Here is a 22,494-nt window from a genome sequence, read left to right as displayed (position 1 = left end):
AAACACCGCCATCGCGATCATCGGGGCATGCGGGTCCTGGTGGTGGAGGACGAGCCGATGCTCGCGGACGCGATCGCCCAGTGGCTGCGCGACGACGCCCACGCGGTCGACATCGCCCACGACGGCGGCGCGGCGCTCGAGCGGATCGCCGTGCACAGCTACGACGTCGTCGTGCTCGACCGGGACCTGCCGGTCGTGCACGGCGACGACGTCTGCCGCGAGCTGGTGTCGGCGCGGGCGGACACGCGGGTGCTGATGCTGACCGCGGCCGCGGAGGTCACCGACCGCGTCGCCGGGCTGTCCCTCGGCGCCGACGACTACCTGGCGAAGCCGTTCGCGTTCCCCGAGCTGGCCGCGCGCATCCAGTCGCTGGGCCGCCGCTGCCGCCCGGCCGCGGCACCGGTGCTGCGCCGCTCCGGCGTCACACTCGACCCGGCGCGGCACGAGGTGTTCCGCGACGGGCGTTACCTGCCACTGTCCAAAAAGGAGTTCGCCGTGCTCGCCGAGCTGCTGCGCGCCGACGGCGCCGCCGTGTCCGCCGAACACCTGCTGGAGAAGGCGTGGGACGAGCACGCGGACCCGTTCACCGGCGCCGTCCGGCTGACGATCCTCAAGCTGCGCCGCAAGCTCGGCGACCCACCGCTGGTGGAGACGGTCACCGGCGTCGGCTACCGCCTCCGGTGAACCTCCGCCTGCGGCTGACCGTGCTCTACGGCGGCCTGTTCCTGCTGGCGGGCGTGGCGCTGCTGGGCGTCACGTACCTGCTGTTCACCCGGCAGGTCGGGCAGCGGGTGGCGGTGATCTCGGGCAGCCCGCCCCCCGGCGCGCCCCCGCTGCCTTCGCTGGAGGCGCTGGACAACCAGGCCCACCAGCTGCGCGCGGCGGCGGCGACGTCGTTGCTGACGCAGGGCGCGATCGCGCTCGCCGCGGTGGCGGTGCTGGCGGCCGGCCTCGGCTGGCTGGTGGCAGGGCGGGCCCTGGCCCCGTTGCGCCAGGTGACGGACACCGCCCGCCGCATCGCCGCGGCGGCCGACCCGGGCGGGCACGCGCGGATCGCCTTGCGCGGGCCCGAAGACGAGGTGAAGAACCTGGCGGACGCGTTCGACGTGATGGTCGAGCGCCTGGACCGCTCGTTCGACGCGCAACGCCGCTTCGTCGCGAACGCGTCGCACGAGCTGCGCACGCCCCTGACGCTGAACCGGTCGCTGGTCGAGGTGGCGATGCGCCGCGGCAGCGACGTCCGGGAGCTCGGCGGCAAGCTGCTGCAGATCAACGCGCGGCACGAGAAGCTGATCAGCGGGTTGCTCCTGCTGGCGAAGTCGGAGAGCGCGCTGACCGAGCGCGGCCCGGTCGACCTGGCGGCGGTGGCGGCGCACGTGGCACCGCCGTCGGCGGAGCAGTCCCTGGCCGAGGCGACGACGATCGGCGACGCGCTGCTCCTGGAGCGGCTGGCGCACAACCTGGTGGAGAACGCGACCCGGCACAACGTGCCCGGCGGCTGGGTGCGCGTGACGACCCGCTCGGTGCCGGGATGGGTGGAGCTGGAGGTGGCCAACAGCGGCCCGGTGATCCCGCCGGCCGAGGTGCCGGCGCTGTTCGACCCGTTCCACCGGCGGGCCCGGGTGGCCGCGGAGGGGGCGGGGCTCGGGTTGTCGATCGTGCGGTCGGTGGCGCACGCGCACGGCGGCGAAGTGGTGGCCCGCGCCCGGCCGGAGGGCGGGCTGGTGGTGGTCGTGTCGCTGCCGGCGGCGTGAGAAGACGACGCCGGGCGGCGGCACCCTGAAGTCTCAGAAGTCGAGGTGGGTGTTCTCGCGCTGGACCTCTGGCGTCAGCGCGGGCACTTCGACGACGTGCCGTCCGGCCTGCCGCAGCAGCTCGGTGCCCTGGGCGTCGACGAAGACGGGCGGCTCGCGCCAGGCGAACACGACCCGCGGGATCCCGGCGTCGAGGACGAGCTGGGTGCAGCTGCGCGGGTGGGAACTGCGGTGACTGCACGGTTCCAGCGAGCTGTACATGGTCGCCCCGGCCAGCCGCGGATCGCCGGCGCACTTGGCCAGCGCGGCTTCTTCGGCGTGGTTGTTCGGGTCGCCTTCGCCGGAATGCCCGGTGGCGACGACCTCGCCGTCGGCGTCGGTGATCACGGCGCCGACCCGGAAGGTGTGGCTGGGCGGGCATTCGGCGGCGAGCGCGATGGCTTCCCGCAGGCGCCGGACATCCCGGCCGGTCGGTTCGGCGGCGGCGCGGTATTCGAGGATCGCCATCCCCTGCAACTCGTTCGCGGCGGTCAGGATGAGCGGCCGCGGGTAAAGTCCCGGCCCGACGAACCGCGGCGCGTCCGGCTGCCCGACGAAGAACGGCGCGACGGCCAGCCGCAGCTCGTCGGCGAGACCCTCGGTGAGGAACCGCGTGTGGATCGCGCCGCCGCCCTCGACCAGCAGGTGTCCGATGCCGCGCGCGCCGAGGTCGTCGAGGATGCGCCCGAAGTCCGGCGGATCCCCGGCGTCGACGACGGTGGCCACGTGCTTGAGCGCGTCGGCGGCCCCGGGCGGCGCGTAGACGATCTTTTCGGTGTCGCCGACGGTGAAGAACTGGGCGTCCGGGTCGAGGCCGCGGGTGGTCACGGTGACCTTGACGGGCTGTTCGCGCTTCCCCCGCTCGAGCCGTTGCCGCCGCAGCTCGGGCGAGCGGACGAGCAGCCGCGGGTTGTCGGCCCGCACGGTCCCGGCCCCGACGAAGACGGCGTCGGCCTCGGCCCGCAGCCGGTCGACGACCGCGAAGTCGTCCTCTGTGGACAGAACGAGCCGCTCGGGCGAGGTGTCGTCGAGGTAGCCGTCGAGCGACTGCGCGGCGGACAACAGGACGTGCGGCCGGGAGATCACCCGGCCCAGTATGCCGTAACGCCCGGGGCGGTCCCCGCGTCCTACGACGTATCCCCCTGTCGTGCCCATCCCCCGGAGCTGCCCAACATGACCACGCGAGGCTGGTACAAGGAGCGGACGCTCACCACGGTCGACACCGTCGGCCGGGAAGTGTCGGTGACGACCGGACTCACCCGCGACCCCGAAGGCCGCCTGGTCGCGGCCATCGCCATCAGCGACGGCCCGACGGCGATCTATTCGTATTCCGGCAACACCGGCGAGCCCGCCGAGCTGGTCACCAACGCCGCGGACACGGTGAAGGAGCTCCGCAAGCTGGCGGGTGTTCCGCCGACGCGCTGACCGGGCCCGGCTTGGCTCGGCTGCCGGGATCACCCTCGGCGGGCGCGGCACCGGCCTGGAACCGGGCGAGCAGCGCCCGCGCGGCCGGCGAGTCCGCCTCGAAGCGACGAGGCCGGCGGGTCCGCCGCGGCGACCGCGGCTCAGCCCGGCAGGACCGCGTACTGGCGGACGTAGAGGTCCGTGTACGTCACCGGGCCGCGCGGGCCGGGGACCTTGTCGAGGTTGATGCCGGTTTCCGGGACCGCGAGCAGCTTGAAGCCGTCGAGGAGGCGGGTCGGGGCGTTCCAGAAGACGCCCGTGCCGGTGTAGCCGTCGAAGAAGGCGTCGGCGGCCGACTCGTCCTCGGTGGCGATGCCCGCCGCCAGGCCGGAGGTACGCTCGTTGGCGATCTCGACGGCGTCGCCGAGCGAGCCGACCTTGGCGACCGTGACGGTCGCCTCCCGGTCGGAGTCCAGCGCCCACTCGTAGCCGATGGGGTGCTCGTGCGGAGCCAGCGACGGCGTGACCCCGCGCTCGGCGAGGGCGTCCGAGAGCGCGGGCCAGGCGTCGTCGTGGATGTCCTCGTGGATGAGCAGCAGGTTCAGCCGGTTGCAGACGCCCAGCCGGTCGAGGCTGGCGTGGACGAGGTCGCGCGCCTTGGTGACGTCCGCCCCGCGGTCGACGTAGAGGACACCGCCGCCATCGGCGTGGGCGAGGGTGCGCACGCCGTGGACCGCGGCCTCGGTGGCGAGGGCGCGGGTGCTGTCCCCGCTGCCGCGCAGGATGACCAGCGGCACGAGGCCGGGCAGCCGCACGAGCGCGGACGCCGCCTCCCGCTCGACCCGCGGGACGAGCTGCACGCAGTCGGCGTCGATGCCCGCCGCCGCGAGCGCCGGCGCGATGACGACCTCGCGCAGCCGCTGGGCCGACCCGAGCGCCGCCGAGCCGGTGCGCAGGACGCCGGCGTTGCGCGACTTGACCAGCTGGGAGGCCACGTCGACGGTGACGTTCGGCCGCGCCTCGTAGTTCGCGCCGATGACGCCGACCGGACGCCGCCGCTCGACCAGCCGCAGCCCGCCGTCCAGGGTGGACACGTCGACCGAGCGTTCCTGGTGCGGGGCGCCGGCGAGCAGCCGCAGCTGTTCGGCCATGCCGGTGAGGCGCTCGGGGGTGATGGTGAGCCGGTCGAGCAGACCGGCGCTCATCCCGTCGGCCTTCGCACGCTCGACGTCGGCCTGGTTGGCTTCGAGGATCTCGTCGCGGTGCGCGAGCAGCCGTTCGGCCATCCCGGTGAGAGCGGCGTCGACGGCCTGAGTGCTCGCAGCGGCCAGCGACGGCGCGGCCAGCTTCGCCGCCCGTGCGCACTCCTCGACAGCCTTGGCGACCTCGTCCATCGTTTTCGTCTCCCTCCGCGCGGACCACCAGTTTGCCGCATGCCGGACACCGGCCGGCCAGGGGCTCTGCTGCCGGTCACGGGCCGGGGCCGCCGTCGCCCGTGCGTGGCCGGCACGCACCGAGGGTGGCCGGCAGCGCACTCCGCGACGGGACGCCGGGCGGGCGGCTGCGCGTTCTCCGGCAGCGACCGATGGCCGCGGCGGTGGTCGGTGCCGTGCGGACTCAGTGCCGTGCGGTCGAAGCCTTGCCCCGGCCGCAGCGGGGACCAGCGAGCAGCACCCGCGCCGGGTGGCCACAACGGAGCCGTCGGCGGGCTACTTGGCGACGGGCTCCAGCAGCCACAGCGCGCCGGCCAGGAGGCAGCTGATCGTTGCCACCGCGAAGACCAGGACCCACAGGACCGGCGGCACTGCCGTGAGGCGGCCCAGCTGGTCCGCGTCGGAGTCGCGGGCCTGGCCGCGGCGTCGCTTGATCTGCAGCTCCACCACCGGGCGCACGCCTCCGAACAGCAGGAACCACGTCACCAGGTAGCTGAACGGCGCCTGGACCTCGACGGGCGCGACGAACGCGACCAGCGCGAGCACCGCCGCGCTGGCGACGACCGTGAACACCCCGTAGGCGTTGCGGACCATCACCAGTACGCCGAGCAGTAGCAGCGCGATCAGGACCAGCACCGTGCCGACCAGGTCGGCGCCCAGCAGGCTCGCGAACAGCAGTCCCAGGACCGACGGCGCCAGGTACCCGGCCATCGCGGTGAAGGCCATGCCCGGGCCCTCGGGCTTGCCGCGCGAGACGGTGACGCCCGAGGTGTCCGAGTGCAGCTTGATGCCCTGCAGCCGCCGTCCGACCAGCACCGCGGCCAGCGCGTGGCCGGCCTCGTGCACCATCGTGACGACGTTGCGCGCCCGCCGCCACGCCGTTCCGCCGACCAGCACCACCAGCAGGGCGACACCGCCGGCGACCAGCGTGATCACCGCGGGGGCCTGGGCCTGTTCGAGCAGCGAACCGGCCGCCGAGGGGTCGGTGGCGGCAGCCGCGGGGAACGCTGACAGGGCGTCACCGGCCGGGCCGCCGAGCGCGAGAGGAACGGGCGAGCTCACCCGGACACCTCACCACAGGCGATATCTGGCTACTGTGAGTCCCCACCGATCGCCGCTTCGCGGGTTCCGGTATTGGGTCGTGGTGTTCTCCTCTCTGTCTGGGTGACCGGTGTGGACCGGCCCGCACGCGGTCTCCGAGACCGATCAGCCTCAGCGCACGGACCGAGGCATCGCCGCGCGAACCGGATCCGAACCCGGCGAGCAGACCAGCCGCCGGCGGACGGCGGGCCGCCGCCAAGATCGGCTCATCGCGACTCCCGCATCCGCGCCTCTCCCTCCACCCGGAACAAAAACGACACCCAGCTCCGGAACGGCGCCCAGGCCTGGGCGATCTCCGCCAGCTCCTCGGCTCCCGCGTCCGGGAGGTGGTACGCGTCGCGCAGGATCTCGTGGAGGCGGGTTTCGCCGTGAGGGAACACGTCCGGGTGGCCGGCTCCGCGGATCAGGGTCAGCTCCGCGCTGAAGCGGCCGATGCCGGGCAACAGCTGCAGTTCCTTCAACGCCTCCTCGGCCGGCATGGCGCGCAACGCCGCCGCGTCCAGCCTTCCCTCGGCCGCCGCCTCGGCTATCGCTCGCAGGCGTGGCAGCTTCGAGCCCGGGAGACCCGGCAGGTACTCCAGCTTCGCCAGTGCCGCCGGCGTCGGGAACGTCCGCAGCCTGCAGCCGCCCACCTCGACCTCCGTGCCGTAGCGCTCGGTCAAGCGCCGGCGCAGCCGGACCGCCTGCGTCATCCAGATGCGGTGGCTCAGCACCGCCCAGCACGCCGCCTCGTACGGCGATGCGAACAACACCGGGCGCAGGCCCGGGTGCAGCCCCTGCAGCAGAGACACCACCGGATCCCGGGCGCCTACCTCCGGGAACGCCGTGGCGTCGATGTCCAGCGAACACACCCTCCGCACCTGTGCCACCACCGCTTCGGTGTGGTCGGCCGGGCCGTGGACCTCGACCGTGACCTCGCCGGGCGATCTCTGCCGCAGCACCGCTCCCACCGGTGTCCATTCGCCCTCCAACGCGAACGCCACCCGGAGTGCGCCGGGCTCGGACTCCGGCTGCCCGGCGGGGGCGAAGCCGGTCAGGAAGCGGGCCGCCGCGGCCAGGTCGAACTCGCCGTGCACCGCGATCTCGCCACACGGGCGGGAAATCGTCGTCATCTCTCCTCCTCGGATCGGATCGGAACCTTGGCCGCGACGCTAGGAAGGGGGACCGACAATTCCGGGCGTCGAACGCCTGAGCGCGGATTTGTTCACTCGATCGAGTGGCCGGAGAGTTGGCATACTGCCGGTATCCGAATCCCGGGAGGACCCGTGCCGACCAGCGCTTCCGACCGCCTCCAGTCCCTGCTCGGGACGCCGGCCGAGGCGGAGAACGGCTACCTCGACCTGCTGGGCGCCGCGGACCAGGCCGGGCCGCCGACCGGGCTCACACAGCGCCTGATGCGCACGACCCTGCTCCCGCAGGTCTACGAGCGCTACTGGCGCCCCACCCTCGGCCGGGCGCTCAAAGGCCCGCTCGGGCCGAGCATGGCGGGGGAAATCCGGCTCGCCACGCAGCACCTCGCCCTGCAGCCGGGTCACACCGCGCTCGACGTGGCCTGCGGAACCGGCCGGTTCACCCGCGCGTTCGGCGCGGCCGTCGGCCCGGACGGGCTCGCCATCGGGCTCGACGGCGCCCGCACCATGCTCGCCAAGGCCGTGGCCGAGGGCGGTTCGGACACCGTCGCCTACCTGCGCGCGGACGCCGTGCACCTGCCACTGAAACCGTCCACTGTGGATGGACTCTGCTGCTTCGCCGCGCTTCACATGTTCGCCGAGCCGGAGACCGCGTTGGACTCCTTCGCGCGTGTACTGAAACCGGGCGGCCGGATCGTGCTGCTGACCAGCGCCCGCCGCAGCCGGCAGCCCGCCCGCCTGCTCGAATCGGCCGGCGGGCTCGTGAGCGGTCAGAAGATGTTCGACCGCGGGGAAATCGCGGCGAACCTGCGCGCCCGCGGCTTCACGGAAATCAGCGAACGGTACGCCGGCGTCACGCAGATCGTCGCGGGCCGGCTCGGCTGAGCACCGCGGATTGTCGGGGGTCCCGGTTAGCATCGCCCCATGACCCACACCGACCCCGTCCCGCCCGACGACAGCTACCTGCGTTCCCTGGTCGAGGCCACCGCCGACGCCGTCGCGGCCGCCGAACCGCTGTCCTCGCCACACACCGGCGCGGACGAGGCGACGCGGGCCGAAGTGACCGCCGCCGTCGAGCGCAGCTCACCCGATCTGGTGGCGTTGAGCCAAGATCTGCACGCCCACCCCGAAGAGGGGTTCGCCGAGCACCGGTCCGTACGCGCGCTCGCCGACCTCCTGAACCGCCACGGCCACGAAGCCACGGTCGGTGTCGGCGGGCTCGACACCGCGCTGCGCGTCAGCACACCGAAGCGGGACGGCCCGCACATCGCCGTCCTCGCCGAGTACGACGCGCTGCCCGGGCTCGGCCACGCGTGCGGCCACAACATCATCTGCACCACCGCCGCGGGCGGCTTCCTCGGCGCCGCCACCGTCGCCGAGCGGCTCGGCGGCCGCGTCAGCCTGATCGGCACGCCCGCCGAAGAAGGCGGGGGCGGCAAGGAGATCCTCGCCCGCGCCGGCGTGTTCGACGACGTCGACGCGGTGATCATGCTGCACCCGTTCAGCCACGACATCGCGCTGCACCCGTTCCTCGGGCGGCGCCAGCTGGAGATGGTCTTCCACGGCGTCGGCGCGCACGCGAGCGCCCAGCCGTTCATGGGCCGCAACGCGCTCGACGCCGCCGTCGCCGCGTACCAAGGCGTCTCGGCACTGCGCCAGCAGCTCCCGCAGAGCGACCGCGTCCACGGCGTGTTCACCGACGGCGGCGCCCGGCCCAACGTCATCCCGGCGCGGGCCGCGTTGCTGTTCTACCTGCGGTCCCAGACCCCGGAGACCCTGCGCGACCTCGCCGCGCGCATGACGTCGATCGCCGAAGGCGCCGCGGCGATGACCGGCTGCGGTGTCGAGCTGATCTGGGACGCCCAGGCGGCCTACCTGCCGATCCGGTTCAACACCGCGCTCGCCGGACGCTGGTCGGCCAACCAGGTGATCACCGGCCGCAAGCCGCTGCCACCGGGCATCGTGCCGGAGTCGCTCACCGGCTCCACCGACCTGGGCAACCTCTCGTACCGCATGCCCGCGCTGCACCCCATGCTCGCGGTCTCGGGGCCGACGGTTGCGTTGCACACCAAGGAGTTCGCGGCCGCGGCCGGGTCGGAGACGGGCGACGCGGGAGTCCGTGACGGCGCACTCGGGCTGGCCCTGACCGCCGCCGACTACCTCGGCGACGCCGAGCTGCGGCAGGCAGTGCACGACGAGTTCGAGGCGGCGGGAGGTGCGCTGGACATCCCGTCGTTCTTCGCCTGACACCTGAGGATCGGCTGAGTTTTCTCAGCTGATTCTTCTCAGCAAAGCCTGAGGTATTTCCACAGGCTGCTCACAAGCACGGGCGCGAATCTGGTGCCATGACCGAGAACGAGAGCCGGCCCGGCCCCGCCTCACCCGGTGGGCACCAGCCGCACCAGCACACCACCCCGCAGTACGGGCCGTACGCGCAGCACGCCTACCAGCAGCAGGCGGCGCCGAATCCGCTCTTCACCCCGCAGCCCCCGGGCGGCCAGGCCCCCACGGCACTGAAGGCGAAGCCGCGCAAGGGCGGCCGGGTCGCGATGATCGTCAGCGCGACCGCGCTCGGTGCCGCGCTGGTCGGCGGCGTCGGCGGCGCGGCGATCGTCGGGCTCACGACGAACTCGGCGGACGGCGCGACGACGTCGGTCAGCACACCGGCGGCGAACGGGCAGACGGTCTCGAACCCGACCTCCGGCGACGTCAGCGCCGTCGCGGCGAAGGTGACGCCGAGCGTCGTCCAGATCAACGTCACGACCGGCCAGGGCGAGGCCATCGGCTCCGGCGTCATCCTCACCTCCGACGGCCGGATCCTGACCAACGCGCACGTCGTCAACGGCGCCCAGAACGTCGTCATCATCACGTCCGACGGCAAGAAGTACCAGGCCAGCGTGGTCGGCGCCGACACCAAGGCGGACATCGCCGTGGTCCAGGCCCAGAACGCCAGCGGCCTGACCGCGGCCAGCCTGGGCGACTCGAGCAAGCTCGTCGTCGGCCAGGAAGTGGTCGCGATCGGCTCGCCGGGCGGCCTGCAGAACACCGTCACCACCGGCATCGTCAGCGCGCTGAACCGGAACCTGTCCGACATCGGGCAGGGCGAGCAGCAGCAGCGCTCGCCGTTCAGCCGCACGTCGAACCAGAGCGAAGACTCGCCCAGCTACACCGCGATCCAGACCGACGCCGCGATCAACCAGGGCAACTCCGGTGGCGCGCTGGTCGACGCCCAGGGCAACGTGATCGGCATCAACTCGGCGCTGTACAGCCCCACGGCCTCGGCCAACGGCTCGGCGGGCAGCGTCGGGATCGGCTTCGCCATCCCGATCAACGACGCCAAGAAGATCGTCGACCAGATCGTGAACAACTAGGACGCGGACGGGCCGTGGTCGGGGCGGCCCGTCCCCCCGCTTCGGGGAGCGGGAGAACACGCGAAGGCCGTTTCGAGAGTCAATCGGGGGCTCTCGAAGCGGCCTTCGTGCTGCTCACAGCGTGTAGGTGAGGGTCAAGCGGTGGTCGTCGCCGTCGATCTCGATGTCCGCCTTCCCGGTGATGCCGGTCAGCTCGCCCGTCCCGGAACCGGGGAGGATCGACACCGTCATGCCGGACTCCTCGCCGGCGGTGTGGTGCAGGACGAAGCTGCCCTTGCGGCCGTCGACCGCAACCTCGAGCCGCTCGAAACCGACGTACGCGCGCGAAGTCGCGTTGTTCGCCGTCAGGAGCTCGACGTGGCTGGTTCCCTCGACCGCCCCGGTGAACGTCTTGGCGATCATCACCCGCGCGAGCTCGGTGCCGGCGAACTCGTCGGTCGCCTGGGGCTCCCACTTGTCGACGGTGAACGACGCGGTGGCGGTGCTGGTCATGGTGTTCCCTTCTTCGATGTGGCCACCAGCGTCCCAGCCATACCTGACAGGTTGCGTCAGGTTTTGTCAGCGCCTCCGGTTGCCGAACAACCCGCGCGTGATCTCCCGGCCCAGCGCGCTCGCCGCGGACCGCATGAACGACTTCACGGCGGGGTTCTTCATGGCGGATTCCAGGAAACCGGGCTCTTCCTTCGCGGGCGCCGGCGCCTCGGGAGCGGATTCGGGCGCGGGCGCCGCGGCGACCTTCGCGGCCAGCTTCTCGTAGGCCGACTCCCGATCGATCGTCCCGGCGTACTTCGCGTGCAGGTCGGACGAAGACACCGCGGCGGCGACGGCCTCGTCGCCGATCGAGCCCATCTTCGACCGCGGCGCCCGCAGCCGCGTCCACGCCACCGGCGTCGGCGCACCCCCCTCCGACAGCACCGTGACGACGGCCTCGCCGATGCCCAGCGACGTCAACACGTCGTCGAGCTCGTAGAACTTCGTCTTCGGGTAGGTCTTGACCGTCTTGGCCAGCGCCGCCTGGTCGTCCGGGGTGAAGGCCCGCAGCGCGTGCTGGATCCGCGCGCCGAGCTGGGAGAGCACGGCGTTCGGGATGTCCGTGGGCAGCTGCGTGCAGAAGAAGACGCCGACACCCTTCGACCGGATCAGCTTCACGGTCTGCTCGATGCGCTCGAGGAACGCCTTCGACGCGTCGGCGAACAGCAGGTGGGCCTCGTCGAAGAAGAAGACGAGCTTCGGCTGGTCGAGATCGCCCTCCTCGGGCAGCTCCTCGAACAGCTCGGCCAGCAGCCACATCAGGAACGTCGAGAACAACGCCGGCTTGGCCTGCAGGTTGTCCAGCTCCAGCAGCGTCACGACGCCCCTGCCGTCGGCTTGGCGCATGAGGTCGTGCACGTCCAGCTCGGGCTCGCCGAAGAAGTCCTCGCCGCCCTGGGCCTCCAGATTGGACAGCGCACGCAGGATCACCCCGGCCGTCGCCGCCGAGACCCCGCCGATGCCCTTGAGGTCCTCCTTGCCCTCGTCGCCGGTCAGGTGCGTGATCACCGACCGGAGGTCCTTCGTGTCCAGCAGCGCCAGGCCGCGCTGGTCCGCCCAGTGGAAGATCAGGCCGAGCGTCGACTCCTGCGTCTCGTTCAGCCCCAGCACCTTGGCCAGCAGCACCGGCCCGAAGCTCGTGATCGTCGCCCGGATCGGCGAGCCCTTCCCGCCGGTGCCCAGCGACAGGAACTGCACCGGGAACGCCGTGCCCGCCCAGTCGTCGCCGAGCTCCTGCGAACGCTTCGTGACCTTGTCGTTCGCCTCGCCGGCCGCGGCCAGCCCGGACAGGTCGCCCTTCACGTCCGCGAGCACCACCGGCACCCCGGCCGCCGACAGCTGCTCGGAGATCAGCTGCAACGTCTTCGTCTTGCCCGTGCCGGTCGCCCCCGCGACCAGCCCGTGCCGGTTCAGCGTCGCCAACGGCAGCCGCACGGCCGCCGCCGCGTCCACCTGCCCGTCGATCACCACCGCGCCCAGCTCCAGCGCGGCACCCTCACTCGCATAACCAGCGGCGATCTCCCCCGCCGGCGACTCCTGCTCGGTCACTCGCTGCTCCCCGATAGTGTGTCCTGGACCACATCGGGAGCGTAACGCGCCGTACGCGCAGGTAACGCCCTTCACATCCCCGTGTCGGGTTAGGGTCACCAGGTGACCGACCGCCTAGTCTGGATCGACTGCGAAATGACGGGGCTCGACCTCGGCAAGGAAGCGTTGATCGAAATCGCCGCCCTCGTCACCGACGCGGACCTGAACGTGCTCGGCGAAGGAGTCGACATCGTCATCCACGCCGACGAGGACAAACTCGCCGGGATGCCCGAAGTCGTCCGCGAGATGCACGCCCACTCCGGCCTCACCGAAGAAGTCCGCCGCTCCACCGTGACCCTCGAAGAAGCCGAACGCCGTGTCCTCGAGTACATCCGCGAGCACGTCCCCGAGTCCGGCACCGCACCCCTCGCCGGCAACTCCATCGCGACCGACCGCGGCTTCATCGCCCGCGACATGCCCGCCCTCGACGCCCACCTGCACTACCGCATGGTCGACGTCTCCTCCGTCAAGGAGCTCGTCCGCCGCTGGTACCCGCGCATCTACTACGCCAAGCCCGAGAAGGGCCTCGCCCACCGCGCGCTCGCCGACATCCGCGAATCCATCGGCGAACTCGACTACTACCGGCGCGTCGCCTTCGTCCCCCAGCCCGGCCCGACCAGCGAAGAAGCCAAAGCCGCCGCCGCTGAAGTGCAGGAACAGCACCAAAGGTGACCCCCTGAAAACCGGTCGAGGGCACCCGCTACGATTACTCCCAGCGAGGTGATCGCAAGTGGATCCCCTTGGCGATGGTGGGCGTAGCTCAGCTGGTAGAGCACCTGGTTGTGGTCCAGGAGGTCGCGGGTTCGAAACCCGTCGCTCACCCCATCACCCCGGTTTGGTCGGGCCCTGGCGGGCCCTCCCCCAGGCTGGGGTTTCGCCTTTTTGTGGGGGTCGAACCCCCACGCCCCCGCCGGGGGCTAGACGAGTAATGCGTAACTCGGTCAGTGGTCGTAGGCGGTCAGTGATCGGGTGATGGGTTGGCTGGTGGCGCGGTTGTGCCAGATGGTGGCGGTGAGGGCCAGGAGGCGTTGGGCGATGCGGACGCCGACGCCTTCGATGGTGCGTCCGCCGTGCTGTTCCAGATCCAGTTGGCCTTTGAGGGTGTCGTTGACCGACTCGATGAGCTGGCGGATGGATTTGAGCAGCGGTTCGCCGGGGTGGGGCTTGCGGTTGCGGTAGGAGGGGCGGATTAGCCGGACTCCGCGTTCGGTGAGGTAGTGGTCGAGTTCGCGGGAGACGTAGCCTTTGTCGGCGATGATGAGCAGGCCGGGGCGTTCGGTGAGCAGGTGGGGTTCGTGGTCGCAGATGGCCATGAGCACCTGCCGCTCGTCGACCCTTGGGGTCGGCCAGGGCCCAGGCGACCGGCAGCCCGGCCGGGGTGCAGACCAGGTGCAGTCGCAGGCCCCAGAACCAGCGGGAGTGGGAGCGGCAGTAGCCGTATTGGGCCCAGCCGGCCAGCTCTGAGCGTTTCACTGTGGGCCGGGATCGGCCGCATTCGACCGGGGTGGAGTCGACGATCCAGGTCGTGTCGGTCCACAGGTCGGTATCGGCTGCCAGCCAGCGCATCACCTGCTTGACCAGCGGCAACGCGGCACGCAGCCGGCGGTTGTAGCCGGACTGGCCGGGCAGGTACCGGAACGCGCCGGGCATCCGGGCCGGCAGGAACCGCAGCCAGCGGGCCTCAGAGGTGAACCCCAGCAAAGCTTGGGCCACCGCCAGGGTCACCAGCTCGGCGTCGGTCAGCTTCGGTGGTCTGCCTATCCGTCGCCTGCCCGCGAGGCGGTCATCGATCTTGACGTAGAGTGCGGTGAGAAGGGTGTTCAGGTCTGTCGTCACAAACGGATCTTGGACACCCTTCGTCCGTATCCGGTCACCACCCAGACTTACGCATTACTCGTCTAGCCCCCGGACCCCCGTCCGTGTGGTTGCGTTTGGATGGCGGGTGCGGGTGCGGGTTGTGTGGTGGGCGGGTTCAGCCAGGTGGGGTGTGCTGCTGCCAGGATTAGTAGTGCTGCGGCCAAGGTTACGTAGAGGGCGTGTGCTGCCGCCTGGAGTGCTGGTGGGTGGTGTTCTGGGAGGATTACCAGGCCTACCAGGGGGACTCCGTCGCGGCCTGTTCCCACTCGCCAGGGGAAGAGCAGGAGGTAGACCAGTGTCAGGGCTGCGGCCGGCCGCCATTTGCGGGTTCGGTGGGCTGCGCATGCCGCCATCACGAAGAACGGGATGAACCAGACCCAGTAGTGCGTCCAGGTCCATGGGGTCACCAGGACCATCAGGACTCCCGTGACGCTCACCGCCAGGAGCTCCTGGTTCCTGTTGTGAGCCCGGACTGCTGTCCACAACGCTGCCAGTGCTACTGCTGCCGCTACCGGGATCCAGATCCTGGATGGGACGTCCGGGATGTTCAGGGCCCGGGCCAGTGCTCCCCGGATCGACTGGTTTTCCGGGGCCAATGCGTCGGTGCTGCCCGTGATCCGGGCCGGGTCGACCACGCTTGCCGCCCAGAACTTCGCCGACTCCGCCGGCAATGCCGCGAAGCCCGCCGCCACCGTCAAACCGAAGGCTCCGACGGCCACTGCCGCCGCCCGGAACCTGCGTGCCGCCAGCAGGTAGAGCACGAAGACCGCCGGCATCAGCTTGATCCCGGCCGCCACACCCACGCCGGCGCCCGTCCACCAGCGATCGCGGCCCGTCAGATCCAGCAGGATCAGCAACAACAGCAGCAGATTCACCTGGCCCACGGTGAAGTTCAGCAGCACCGGCTGCATCGGCAACGCCAACGCGCTCAGCGCCGCCGTCGCCGCCACCCGGCCGTGATCGGCCGCGTACCCCTGCCGGCCCAGCGCCACCCAGACCACCAGCACCAGCGCGAACAAGTTCACCAGCACGGCCACCAACGGCAACAGCACCTTCGGCAGCAACGTCAACGGCAAGAAGACCTCGGCGGCGAACGGCGGATACTTGAACGTCCCTGCGATCGTCGGCAACCGCGCCGCCCCGGGTTCGTACAGCGGAGCTCCGTCCCGGAGCGCCTGACCGGCAGCCAGGTAGGTCCGGAAGTCCTCCAGGTGGACACCCGTTTTCGCCCAGACACCCGACCAGGTCGTGTACCCGGCGAACACCATGAGCAACAGCACACCGGACGACACCACCCACCACAGCGGCGCCGGAAGCCGCCGCTCGACCGGCGCGTCGCACACCACGTTCGCCGCCATCAGATCCCCCTCCGAAGCGCGAGCACGCAGTGTAGGCAAACCACCACGTCGCAACCGCACTTCGCCCGGCCGTGGCAACCCTCACGACCAGGCGGCTCAGCCTGCGCGAACCGCCAACCGGGTGCACGGTGTTCTGGTGGAACGTTCACGACCGAAGATGCGCAACCGGAAGAAACTGCGGTACGAAGACATCACCGTCGTCGACCAGTCCCTGCTCAAGCGGGCGGTGGGGGCCGCCGCGCTCGGCAATGCCATGGAGTGGTTCGACTTCGGCGTGTACGCCTACATCGCCGACACCATCGCCGAGGTGTTCTTCCCGGCCAGTGTCTCTCCTGGGGTCCGGCTGATCGGGACCTTCGGGGCCTTCACCGCCGCCTTCCTGATGCGACCGCTCGGGGGCCTTGTCTTCGGGCCGCTGGGGGATCGGATCGGGCGGCAGAAGGTGCTGGCCGTCACCATGATCATGATGGCCATCGGGACGCTGTGCATCGGGTTGATCCCGTCGTACAGCTCGATCGGGGTCTGGTCGCCCATCCTGCTCGTGCTCGCCCGGATGGTTCAGGGGTTCTCCACCGGGGGCGAGTACGGGGGCGCCACCACCTTCATCGCCGAGTACTCGCCCGACAAGCGGCGGGGGTTCATGGGGTCGTGGCTCGAGTTCGGGACGCTGTCCGGGTACGTGCTGGGGGCGTCCGTCGTCACCGGGATGAAGGCCTGGGTTCCGCACGAGACCCTGCTCGACTGGGGCTGGCGCGTTCCGTTCCTGGTCGCCGGGCCGCTCGGCATCATCGGGCTCTACATGCGGCTCAAGCTGGAGGAGACGCCCGCGTTCCAGAAGCACGCCGAGGAAGCCGAGAAGCGGGGGCGGGCCGGGGAGCCGTTCTGGAAGATGTTCACCGAGTACTGGCCCGCACTGCTCATCTGCGTCGGCCTGGTGCTCGTGTTCAACGTCACCGACTACATGCTGCTGTCGTACATGCCGACGTACCTGTCCGAGCAGCTGCACCTCGACGCCACCCACGGGCTGCTGCTGATCATCGTCGTCATGGTCGTGATGATGCTCATCATCATGGTCGGCGGGCGGATCACCGACCACGTCGGCCGCAAGCCGGTGATGATGGCCGGCTGCCTCGGGTTCCTCGTGCTGTCGTGGCCGCTGATGCTGCTCGTGCACGACGGCGGCCTCGTCCTCACCTTCCTCGGGCTGATGGGCCTCGGCCTGCTGCTGCTCTGCTTCGAGGTGTCGATGCCCGCGGCGCTGCCCGCGCTGTTCCCCACGGCGATCCGCTACGGCGCGCTGTCCATCGCGTTCAACATCTCGGTGTCGCTCTTCGGCGGCACGACGCCGCTGGTGATGCAGTCGCTGATCTCCGCCACCGGCCACGACTTCTGGCCGGCCTGGTACTTGATGGCGGCCGGCGCGATCGGCGCCGTCGCGGTGTACTTCAGCCGCGAGACGGCGAACAAGCCGCTGTGGGGCTCGGGGCCCGCGGTGTCGACCGAGGCCGAAGCGCGGGAGCTGGTCCGCGGGTCGGGCTAGTTCGCCGCCGTCCGCCACTCGTCCCAGGACAGCTGCCACACGCTCCAGCCGTCGGTCGGCTCGAGCTTCGGGCCACCGCTGTTCTGCACCGTGACGATGTCCCCCTTCTTCGAGGTGTCCATCAGCCACTTCGTGTTCTCGGTGGACAGGTTCAGGCAGCCGTGGCTGACGTTGCTGTGGCCCTGCTGCCGCACCGACCACGGCGCGGAGTGGTAGAAGATGCCGCTGTAGGACAGGCGGACCGCGTACTGGACGAAGGTGCTGTAGCCGTCGGGCGAGTCTTCGGGCACGCCGTAGGTGGCGGAGTTCATCGTGTAGCCGTTGTGCTCGCTCATGACGGTGTAGGTGCCGTGCGGCGTGTTGTGGCCGGGCTTGCCCATGGAGGTCGGCATGGTCTTGACCTCCTTGTCGTTGATGCTGACCTTCATCTGGTGGGTCCCGCCGTCGGCGACGGCGACGAGCTTGTCGCCGACCGTGCCGGTGATGGTCTTGTCCTCGCGGCCGTAGCTGCCGCCGCCGAGCGGCTTGCCGTACACGGCGGCGTCGACCTTGATCTTCGTGCCGCTCTTCCAGTACTCCTTCGGCCGCCAGGTGACCTGCTTGTCGCCGAACCAGCGGAAGGCACCCTCGGTGGCCGGCTCCGCGGTGACCTTCAGCGCCTTCTCGGCCGCGGGCTTGTCGGTGACGTTCCCGGTGAAGGTGAAGATCAGCGGCAGCCCGACCCCGACGGTCTCCCCTTCGGCGAGGTTCACCGAGACGCCGAGCTGCCGGGCGGGCTTGACGGTGCTGAAGGTCGACTCCGACGTGACCGGCTTGCCGTCGGTCCCGGTGGCGGTCGCGGTCAGCTTGTAGGTCTTGTTGTAGCCGAGCGGCTCGGCGGAGTCCCACCCGGAGCCGTCGGCCCGCGGCTTCCCGGCCACGACCTTGCCGTCGGCCCCGGTGAGCTTGACCTCCCCGACCTTCCCGTCCTTGACGACGACGCTCACCGGCTCCCCGGGCGCGACGTCCTTCGCGTCCTTGGCGGGCGTCAGGCTGAGCACGGCCGGCTTCGGCGCGGGCTTGGTCTCACTGGACGGCGGCGCCGTCTGTCGAGGAGGTTCACCCGAAGGGTTACTGCTGCACCCGGCCACCGTGAGGCCGATCACCCCCGCGGCCACCAGCAGCCGCGCCTTCATACCCCGCATGCCCACCCGCCTGTTTCGCCGTCGATGTCCGACTACAGTGTGCCCGACCAGCCGGGACGCCGGGGCGGCAATGCCGGAACCGGGTTGAGGGGACCCCCCTGAAACGGGCCTCGGAGCGGGGTGCTAATGTTTTCCACGTCGCCGAGGGAAGCCTCCGGCAGACACCGGCGCCATTAGCTCAATTGGCAGAGCAGCTGGCTCTTAACCAGCGGGTTCGGGGTTCGAGTCCCTGATGGCGCACAGTCGGAAAGCAAAGCCCACCAACGGTTTCCCTGCAATTTCAGGGTCGCTGTCGGTGGGCTTTGCTCGTATGTGCAGCCGACGTGTCACCCCGGTTCAGTGACTGGCCGTCACCAGCAGTGCTCGCGGATCTTGGCTCCGCGCCGGCACCCGGCGCGCCGGACGAGTGCCACCGTGGCATCCGCTGCTTGCTGCGCCAGGCAGGGCAGGACGCTGGTGCAGGTGTCCGCCGTGAGCACGGTGCAGCTATCCGTCGTCGTCCTCGGCACCGCCTGTCACTGCGGCAGGTGCTCCAGGTCGGCGGCCGATCGTTGCCGGTCATGCTCGGCGGCGCCTGCTCCTCGGCCGTTGACCCGGCGTCCGCGGCGATACCCCGCTCGGACTGAGCCCGGAGGCCTTCGGCCAGTGGCGGGCACGGCAATCAACGACACCTCGCCGGTGACCGCGGCCGCCTTCGTCTACGGCGGTGACGCCAGCCAACACTGCATCGTCGTCAAGCTCACCCGGACGCTCGCCCTCATCCCCGTCGTGACCACGCCGGCGTTTCTGCAGACCCGCCGCGAGGCCGGTCCCGGGTTCAGCCTTCGCACGCGGCCGTGGCGGCGGATCGTCCCGCTGTCCCTGCTGGGGTTCATCGCCGCGGCCGCGCTCAACAGCCTCGGCGTCGTTCCCGGTTCCTGGCACCCCGCGCTGTCGACGCTGGGCACGTTCGTGACCACCATGGCCCTGTCCGGCATCGGGCGTTCCCTGCGCCCGGCGGACATGCGCCACGCGGTGCCCGGCCGCTGCTGCTCGGCGGCCTGCTGTGGATCGCCGTCGCCGCCACCGGCCTCGCGCTGCAGGCCGTCACCGGGGCACGCTGACCCCAATTGCACCGGGAAAGAATCGAGAGACGCGCCGGACCCATCCGGAAGTCATTCGACGTCTTCGAAAAATTGCTTGACGTCGTAGTTCGCGATCAGCCGCGCCAGCCCGACCGGAGTCTGACCGGATGCGTTCGCTTTGCGCGGATCGGCTCCATGCCGTCGGAGCAGCTTGATGAGTTCGCCGCGGCCCCGGGAATTGAAAACCGCTACGAAGAGGGGCGAATTCCCGTACTTGTTGACCGGATCGACTTGAGCACCCGCGTCCAGCAGCACGGTCGCGACCTCGAGGTTGCCCTCCTCGGCGGCCATGTGCAGCGGCGTGAAGCCGTCTCGGTCGCCCAGGTTGGGGTCTTCACCGGCGGCGAGGAGCGCCCGTGCCTGCTCGCCGGTGCCCTCCAGCGCGCTGTAGTGCAACTCCGAGCGTCCTTGTCGGTCGACCATGTCGTTTTCCCCTAGTGCTCTTCGAAGCGATGGCTCAGATTATTGTACGGGTCCTCGATCTGGTAGTGGCTCGGGTCGTTCTCGTACTCCACGAACTCCCCGCGCGACCACCCGTCGGCTTGCGCCCGATCGCGATTTCGCCAGTATTCATAATTCTTTCTGTGGCCGTAATGGAACGGCCCCGCTGCCGGAATGACCTGACCGGTGTTCGGGTCGATGTAGTCCCCATCAGAGGTCTTCGGCGCTTCGTCGCGGATCGCCTGTTTCGTGGATTCGCGCAAGGTGACCCGCTGGTACGTCGAATCGGTGACAGGCCGGTCCGGATCGGTCCGGTACCGCCCGTCCGGGTGCCGGAGCTGCCCGCCGCGCTCCGTCGGCTGCCGGCCGGCGCCCGGTTTCGTGTCGCCCGCCGGTGCGGGTTTGCCGCCGGCGGCGGTGCTCGCTTCAGTGCTGACGCCGAGGCTGTCGCGGTACTCGCGGATCCGGGCGTCGGCCAGCTGCGGGAGCCGCAGGGCGTCCTCGATGCCCGCCCGGGCCGTGGCGATGAGGTCCAGGGCCTCCTGCGTTCCCGGGTCGGTCGAGCCCTCCAGCGTCTGCAGGAGGTACAGGTGCGCGTCGTAGAGGGCATCGCCCGCCTGGCTCAACGCCCGGCGGCCCTCGTCCGTCGTGCTGAGGACGCCTGAGAGCTGTGTGCCGATCTCGCCCAATCCCGCGCCGGAGCCGGCAGGCCGGCCCGTGGTGGGTGGTCGCTTCGCGTCCGCGGTGCGAGGTTTTTCCGCGGACGGGCCGGACTCCGCGGTGTCCGCACTGTCGTAGTCGCCGCCTTCGGTCTCCGGCGAGCTGGTCGCGGTCGACCGGCCGGGCAGTCGTGGCGGGGCGAGGTACTCCTCGCCGTCGGTGGGTGCGAAGGGCACCACCGGAGCCAGCGGTGCATCCCGCCGGACGCGCTCGGGCCGCTCCGGGGGAGCCGGCGCGCCGGGCGGCTCGGGAGACTGCGGCGCATCGAGCGGCACCGGCCGCACGGGCCGGGCCGGGGAGTCCGGATCCGCCGGTGCGGGCCGCGGACTCCCGGACCGGCCCGGCGAGTCCGGATCCACCGGCGCAGGCCGCGGACTCCCGGACCGGCCCGGCGAGTCCGGATCCACCGGCGCAGGCCGCGGACTCCCGGACTGGCCCGGGAAGTCCGGGTCTCCTGGCAACGGCCGCGGACCACCGGACCGGCCCGGCGAGTCCGGTACCGGGGAGTCCGGATCCGCCGGTGGCGAGTCCGGGCGACCAGGTCGCTCCGGCGAGCCGGGCGTTTCCGGCCGGTCTCGCGGCGACGGCGCCCCGGGGACGCCCGGCTCCTGCTCGCCCAGGCCCGGCACCACGGGCGGGATCCGAGGGGGCGGCTCTGGCGGCATCAGGCCGGGCGCGCCCGGCGGCAGGGTCGGCATCGACGTCGGCGGGACCGGTGAAACCACGCTCGGCAGCCCCGGCTGCGCGGGTGGGCTGCCGACCAGAGGCGCCGGCGCGGGCACGACCGGCGTTCCGGCGTCGTAGTGCCCCAGCGCGTCCAAGGCGATCTGCAGACCGCCGATCCCGGCGATGGCCGCGCCGACGCCGGCCACCGTGCCGCCGCCGAGCGTCATCGGCACCCCGGCGACCGCACCCGGACCGGTCGCCGTCAGGCCCCCGCCCACGAGCGCCGCCGATCCCCCGGTGGCCATCATGCCGCTGCCCAGCGCCACACCCGCCGCCGCCTCGGGGTTGCGCGCCACGGAATCGGCCAGCGACGCCAGCGCCCGGCTCACCGCATCGCGGACTTCCTCATCACTTCCGGGTGACCAGCCGACGGGAACGGTTCTCGCGCTCGCCGAGGACTTCCCGGAGCGGGAAGCGGGGTACCGCGGAACCGAGGTGGCCGGAAGTGCCTGCGCGGTTCTCGCGCGACTGGTCCGCTTCACCGGCTCGTCGCGGTGGTCGTCCTCGTCGTCGCGCTTGCCGGAATCCTTCCGCCGATCGTCCTTCTTGCCGCCGTCTTCGTCCTCGTCCTCGTCCTTATGCCTGTCCTTGTCCTTGTCCTTATCCCTGTCCTTATCCCTGTCCTTGTCCCTGTTCTTGTCCTCGTGCTTCTCCTCGTCCCTGCCGTCCTTGTCTTTCCGCCGATCGTCGTTCTTGTCTTCGTGCTTGCTTTCCGGTTTCGCGCTGCTGCCGCTCGGCTTCTTGCGCGAGGCGGGTTTCTTCTCCGCCGATGTGGGCTTCTTCTCCGCCGGCTCCGCCTTGAATTTCGACAACGACTCGGCTTCGACTGCCCGGTCCGACATCTTCTTCCGCGCCGCCGCCTCGCGGCCGCCGGGGGAGCAACCGCCCTTGCCCTCGAGACAGGAGGGGTGCAGCACCGCACGCTGTGGCGCCAATCCGTGGACGTCCTTCGCGTTCGCCGTCGCCGCTGTCGCCAGCCCGAAGAACACCGCCAACGCCGCCCCGCCGGTCACCTGACCCACGACACGCGGCACATCGACACCCTTGTCCGACGCCATGCCAGTCACTCCCCTTTCGCCCCGGGCAACACTGCACGGGGCCGGTTCAGCGACGGTTCAGCGCCGATTCACCGGCGACGCCCACCCGGCGGAAAGCCACTGTCACGGAATCCTCAGGCCGGTCCCGGCATGCTCG

At 71.0% G+C, this 22,494-nt stretch carries 19 protein-coding genes, 2 tRNA genes and 1 pseudogene; 11 read left to right on the top strand and 11 right to left on the bottom strand.

The features are described from left to right. The first annotated feature begins 27 nt into the window (after positions 1–27). Together I4Q55_RS17820 and I4Q55_RS17815 are read left to right on the top strand one after the other, a co-directional pair. Positions 28–684, top strand: a complete 657-nt coding sequence (locus tag I4Q55_RS17820; RefSeq protein ID WP_206789089.1) for a response regulator transcription factor — start codon at positions 28–30, stop codon at positions 682–684. Next, the gene (locus tag I4Q55_RS17815) at positions 681–1,754 is read left to right on the top strand and encodes a cell wall metabolism sensor histidine kinase WalK (protein WP_206789088.1); all 1,074 of its coding nucleotides are present in this window, start codon (positions 681–683) and stop codon (positions 1,752–1,754) included. The genes I4Q55_RS17820 and I4Q55_RS17815 overlap by 4 nt, the downstream gene beginning before the upstream one ends. A gap of 33 nt (positions 1,755–1,787) precedes the next feature. Here the strand turns inward: I4Q55_RS17815 and I4Q55_RS17810 are convergent, their stop codons facing one another. After that, on the bottom strand, positions 1,788–2,879 hold the full coding sequence (locus tag I4Q55_RS17810; protein WP_206789087.1) for a dihydrofolate reductase family protein: 1,092 nt from the start codon (positions 2,877–2,879) through the stop codon (positions 1,788–1,790). Between the two features lie 87 nt (positions 2,880–2,966). Here I4Q55_RS17810 and I4Q55_RS17805 point away from each other — a divergent pair, with 87 nt between their 5' ends. After that, on the top strand, positions 2,967–3,218 hold the full coding sequence (locus I4Q55_RS17805; RefSeq protein WP_206789086.1) for a hypothetical protein: 252 nt from the start codon (positions 2,967–2,969) through the stop codon (positions 3,216–3,218). A gap of 140 nt (positions 3,219–3,358) precedes the next feature. On the opposite strand, the gene I4Q55_RS17800 is transcribed toward I4Q55_RS17805, so the two are convergent. The 3 genes from I4Q55_RS17800 to I4Q55_RS17790 all read right to left on the bottom strand — a co-directional run bounded on the left by I4Q55_RS17800 (position 3,359) and on the right by I4Q55_RS17790 (position 6,843). After that, positions 3,359–4,591: an aldehyde dehydrogenase family protein gene (locus I4Q55_RS17800; protein WP_206789085.1), complete on the bottom strand. Its 1,233-nt coding sequence runs from the start codon at positions 4,589–4,591 to the stop codon at positions 3,359–3,361. Between the two features lie 315 nt (positions 4,592–4,906). Further along, on the bottom strand, positions 4,907–5,692 hold the full coding sequence (locus tag I4Q55_RS17795; protein ID WP_206789084.1) for a M50 family metallopeptidase: 786 nt from the start codon (positions 5,690–5,692) through the stop codon (positions 4,907–4,909). A gap of 245 nt (positions 5,693–5,937) precedes the next feature. Beyond that, positions 5,938–6,843, bottom strand: a complete 906-nt coding sequence (locus I4Q55_RS17790; protein ID WP_206789083.1) for a DNA-3-methyladenine glycosylase — start codon at positions 6,841–6,843, stop codon at positions 5,938–5,940. Positions 6,844–6,996: 153 nt separating this feature from the next. Between I4Q55_RS17790 and I4Q55_RS17785 the strand changes: the two genes are divergently transcribed. The 3 genes from I4Q55_RS17785 to I4Q55_RS17775 all read left to right on the top strand — a co-directional run bounded on the left by I4Q55_RS17785 (position 6,997) and on the right by I4Q55_RS17775 (position 10,232). Further along, a complete protein-coding gene (locus I4Q55_RS17785; protein WP_206789082.1) occupies positions 6,997–7,746 on the top strand; it encodes a class I SAM-dependent methyltransferase in 750 nt (249 codons plus the stop codon). Positions 7,747–7,785: 39 nt separating this feature from the next. Continuing rightward, complete coding sequence (locus I4Q55_RS17780; protein WP_206789081.1) at positions 7,786–9,108, top strand: M20 family metallopeptidase; 1,323 nt, start codon at positions 7,786–7,788, stop codon at positions 9,106–9,108. Positions 9,109–9,206: 98 nt separating this feature from the next. Then, positions 9,207–10,232 (top strand): S1C family serine protease, encoded by a 1,026-nt coding sequence (locus I4Q55_RS17775; RefSeq protein WP_206789080.1) that lies wholly within the window; start codon positions 9,207–9,209, stop codon positions 10,230–10,232. A 114-nt stretch (positions 10,233–10,346) separates the two neighbouring features. Here the strand turns inward: I4Q55_RS17775 and I4Q55_RS17770 are convergent, their stop codons facing one another. Next, positions 10,347–10,724: a DUF3224 domain-containing protein gene (locus I4Q55_RS17770; protein ID WP_206789079.1), complete on the bottom strand. Its 378-nt coding sequence runs from the start codon at positions 10,722–10,724 to the stop codon at positions 10,347–10,349. A gap of 66 nt (positions 10,725–10,790) precedes the next feature. Then, positions 10,791–12,311: a helicase HerA-like domain-containing protein gene (locus I4Q55_RS17765; protein WP_206789078.1), complete on the bottom strand. Its 1,521-nt coding sequence runs from the start codon at positions 12,309–12,311 to the stop codon at positions 10,791–10,793. 102 nt (positions 12,312–12,413) lie between these two features. Here I4Q55_RS17765 and orn point away from each other — a divergent pair, with 102 nt between their 5' ends. Then, positions 12,414–13,022, top strand: coding sequence for an oligoribonuclease (gene orn, locus I4Q55_RS17760; RefSeq protein ID WP_206789077.1), 609 nt, complete (start codon positions 12,414–12,416; stop codon positions 13,020–13,022). A gap of 77 nt (positions 13,023–13,099) precedes the next feature. Further along, positions 13,100–13,175: transfer RNA gene (locus I4Q55_RS17755), tRNA-His, on the top strand. 116 nt (positions 13,176–13,291) lie between these two features. Here the strand turns inward: I4Q55_RS17755 and I4Q55_RS17750 are convergent. Continuing rightward, a pseudogene (locus tag I4Q55_RS17750) lies at positions 13,292–14,186 on the bottom strand (IS982 family transposase). A 62-nt stretch (positions 14,187–14,248) separates the two neighbouring features. After that, positions 14,249–15,565: a glycosyltransferase 87 family protein gene (locus I4Q55_RS17745; protein ID WP_206789075.1), complete on the bottom strand. Its 1,317-nt coding sequence runs from the start codon at positions 15,563–15,565 to the stop codon at positions 14,249–14,251. 157 nt (positions 15,566–15,722) lie between these two features. Here I4Q55_RS17745 and proP point away from each other — a divergent pair, with 157 nt between their 5' ends. Continuing rightward, positions 15,723–17,105 (top strand): glycine betaine/L-proline transporter ProP, encoded by a 1,383-nt coding sequence (proP, locus tag I4Q55_RS17740; RefSeq protein WP_206789224.1) that lies wholly within the window; start codon positions 15,723–15,725, stop codon positions 17,103–17,105. On the opposite strand, the gene I4Q55_RS17735 is transcribed toward proP, so the two are convergent. Next, a complete protein-coding gene (locus tag I4Q55_RS17735) occupies positions 17,102–18,289 on the bottom strand; it encodes an Ig-like domain-containing protein (protein ID WP_206789073.1) in 1,188 nt (395 codons plus the stop codon). The genes proP and I4Q55_RS17735 overlap by 4 nt on opposite strands. A 167-nt stretch (positions 18,290–18,456) precedes the next feature. Here I4Q55_RS17735 and I4Q55_RS17730 point away from each other — a divergent pair. Together I4Q55_RS17730 and I4Q55_RS17725 are read left to right on the top strand one after the other, a co-directional pair. Beyond that, a tRNA-Lys gene (locus tag I4Q55_RS17730) sits at positions 18,457–18,529 on the top strand. Positions 18,530–18,967: 438 nt separating this feature from the next. Continuing rightward, positions 18,968–19,480, top strand: a complete 513-nt coding sequence (locus tag I4Q55_RS17725; protein ID WP_307793239.1) for a putative sulfate exporter family transporter — start codon at positions 18,968–18,970, stop codon at positions 19,478–19,480. Here the strand turns inward: I4Q55_RS17725 and I4Q55_RS17720 are convergent. Next, on the bottom strand, positions 19,444–19,836 hold the full coding sequence (locus tag I4Q55_RS17720; RefSeq protein WP_206789071.1) for an ankyrin repeat domain-containing protein: 393 nt from the start codon (positions 19,834–19,836) through the stop codon (positions 19,444–19,446). The genes I4Q55_RS17725 and I4Q55_RS17720 overlap by 37 nt on opposite strands. 11 nt (positions 19,837–19,847) lie before the next feature. After that, entirely contained in the window at positions 19,848–22,358 is a 2,511-nt protein-coding gene (locus I4Q55_RS17715) for an HNH/ENDO VII family nuclease (protein WP_206789069.1), read from the bottom strand. Positions 22,359–22,494 lie beyond the last annotated feature (136 nt).

The sequence above is a fragment of the Amycolatopsis sp. MtRt-6 genome (assembly GCF_017308975.1).
Lineage (GTDB): Bacteria > Actinomycetota > Actinomycetes > Mycobacteriales > Pseudonocardiaceae > Amycolatopsis.
This window is presented reverse-complemented; position numbering and strand designations above follow the sequence as displayed.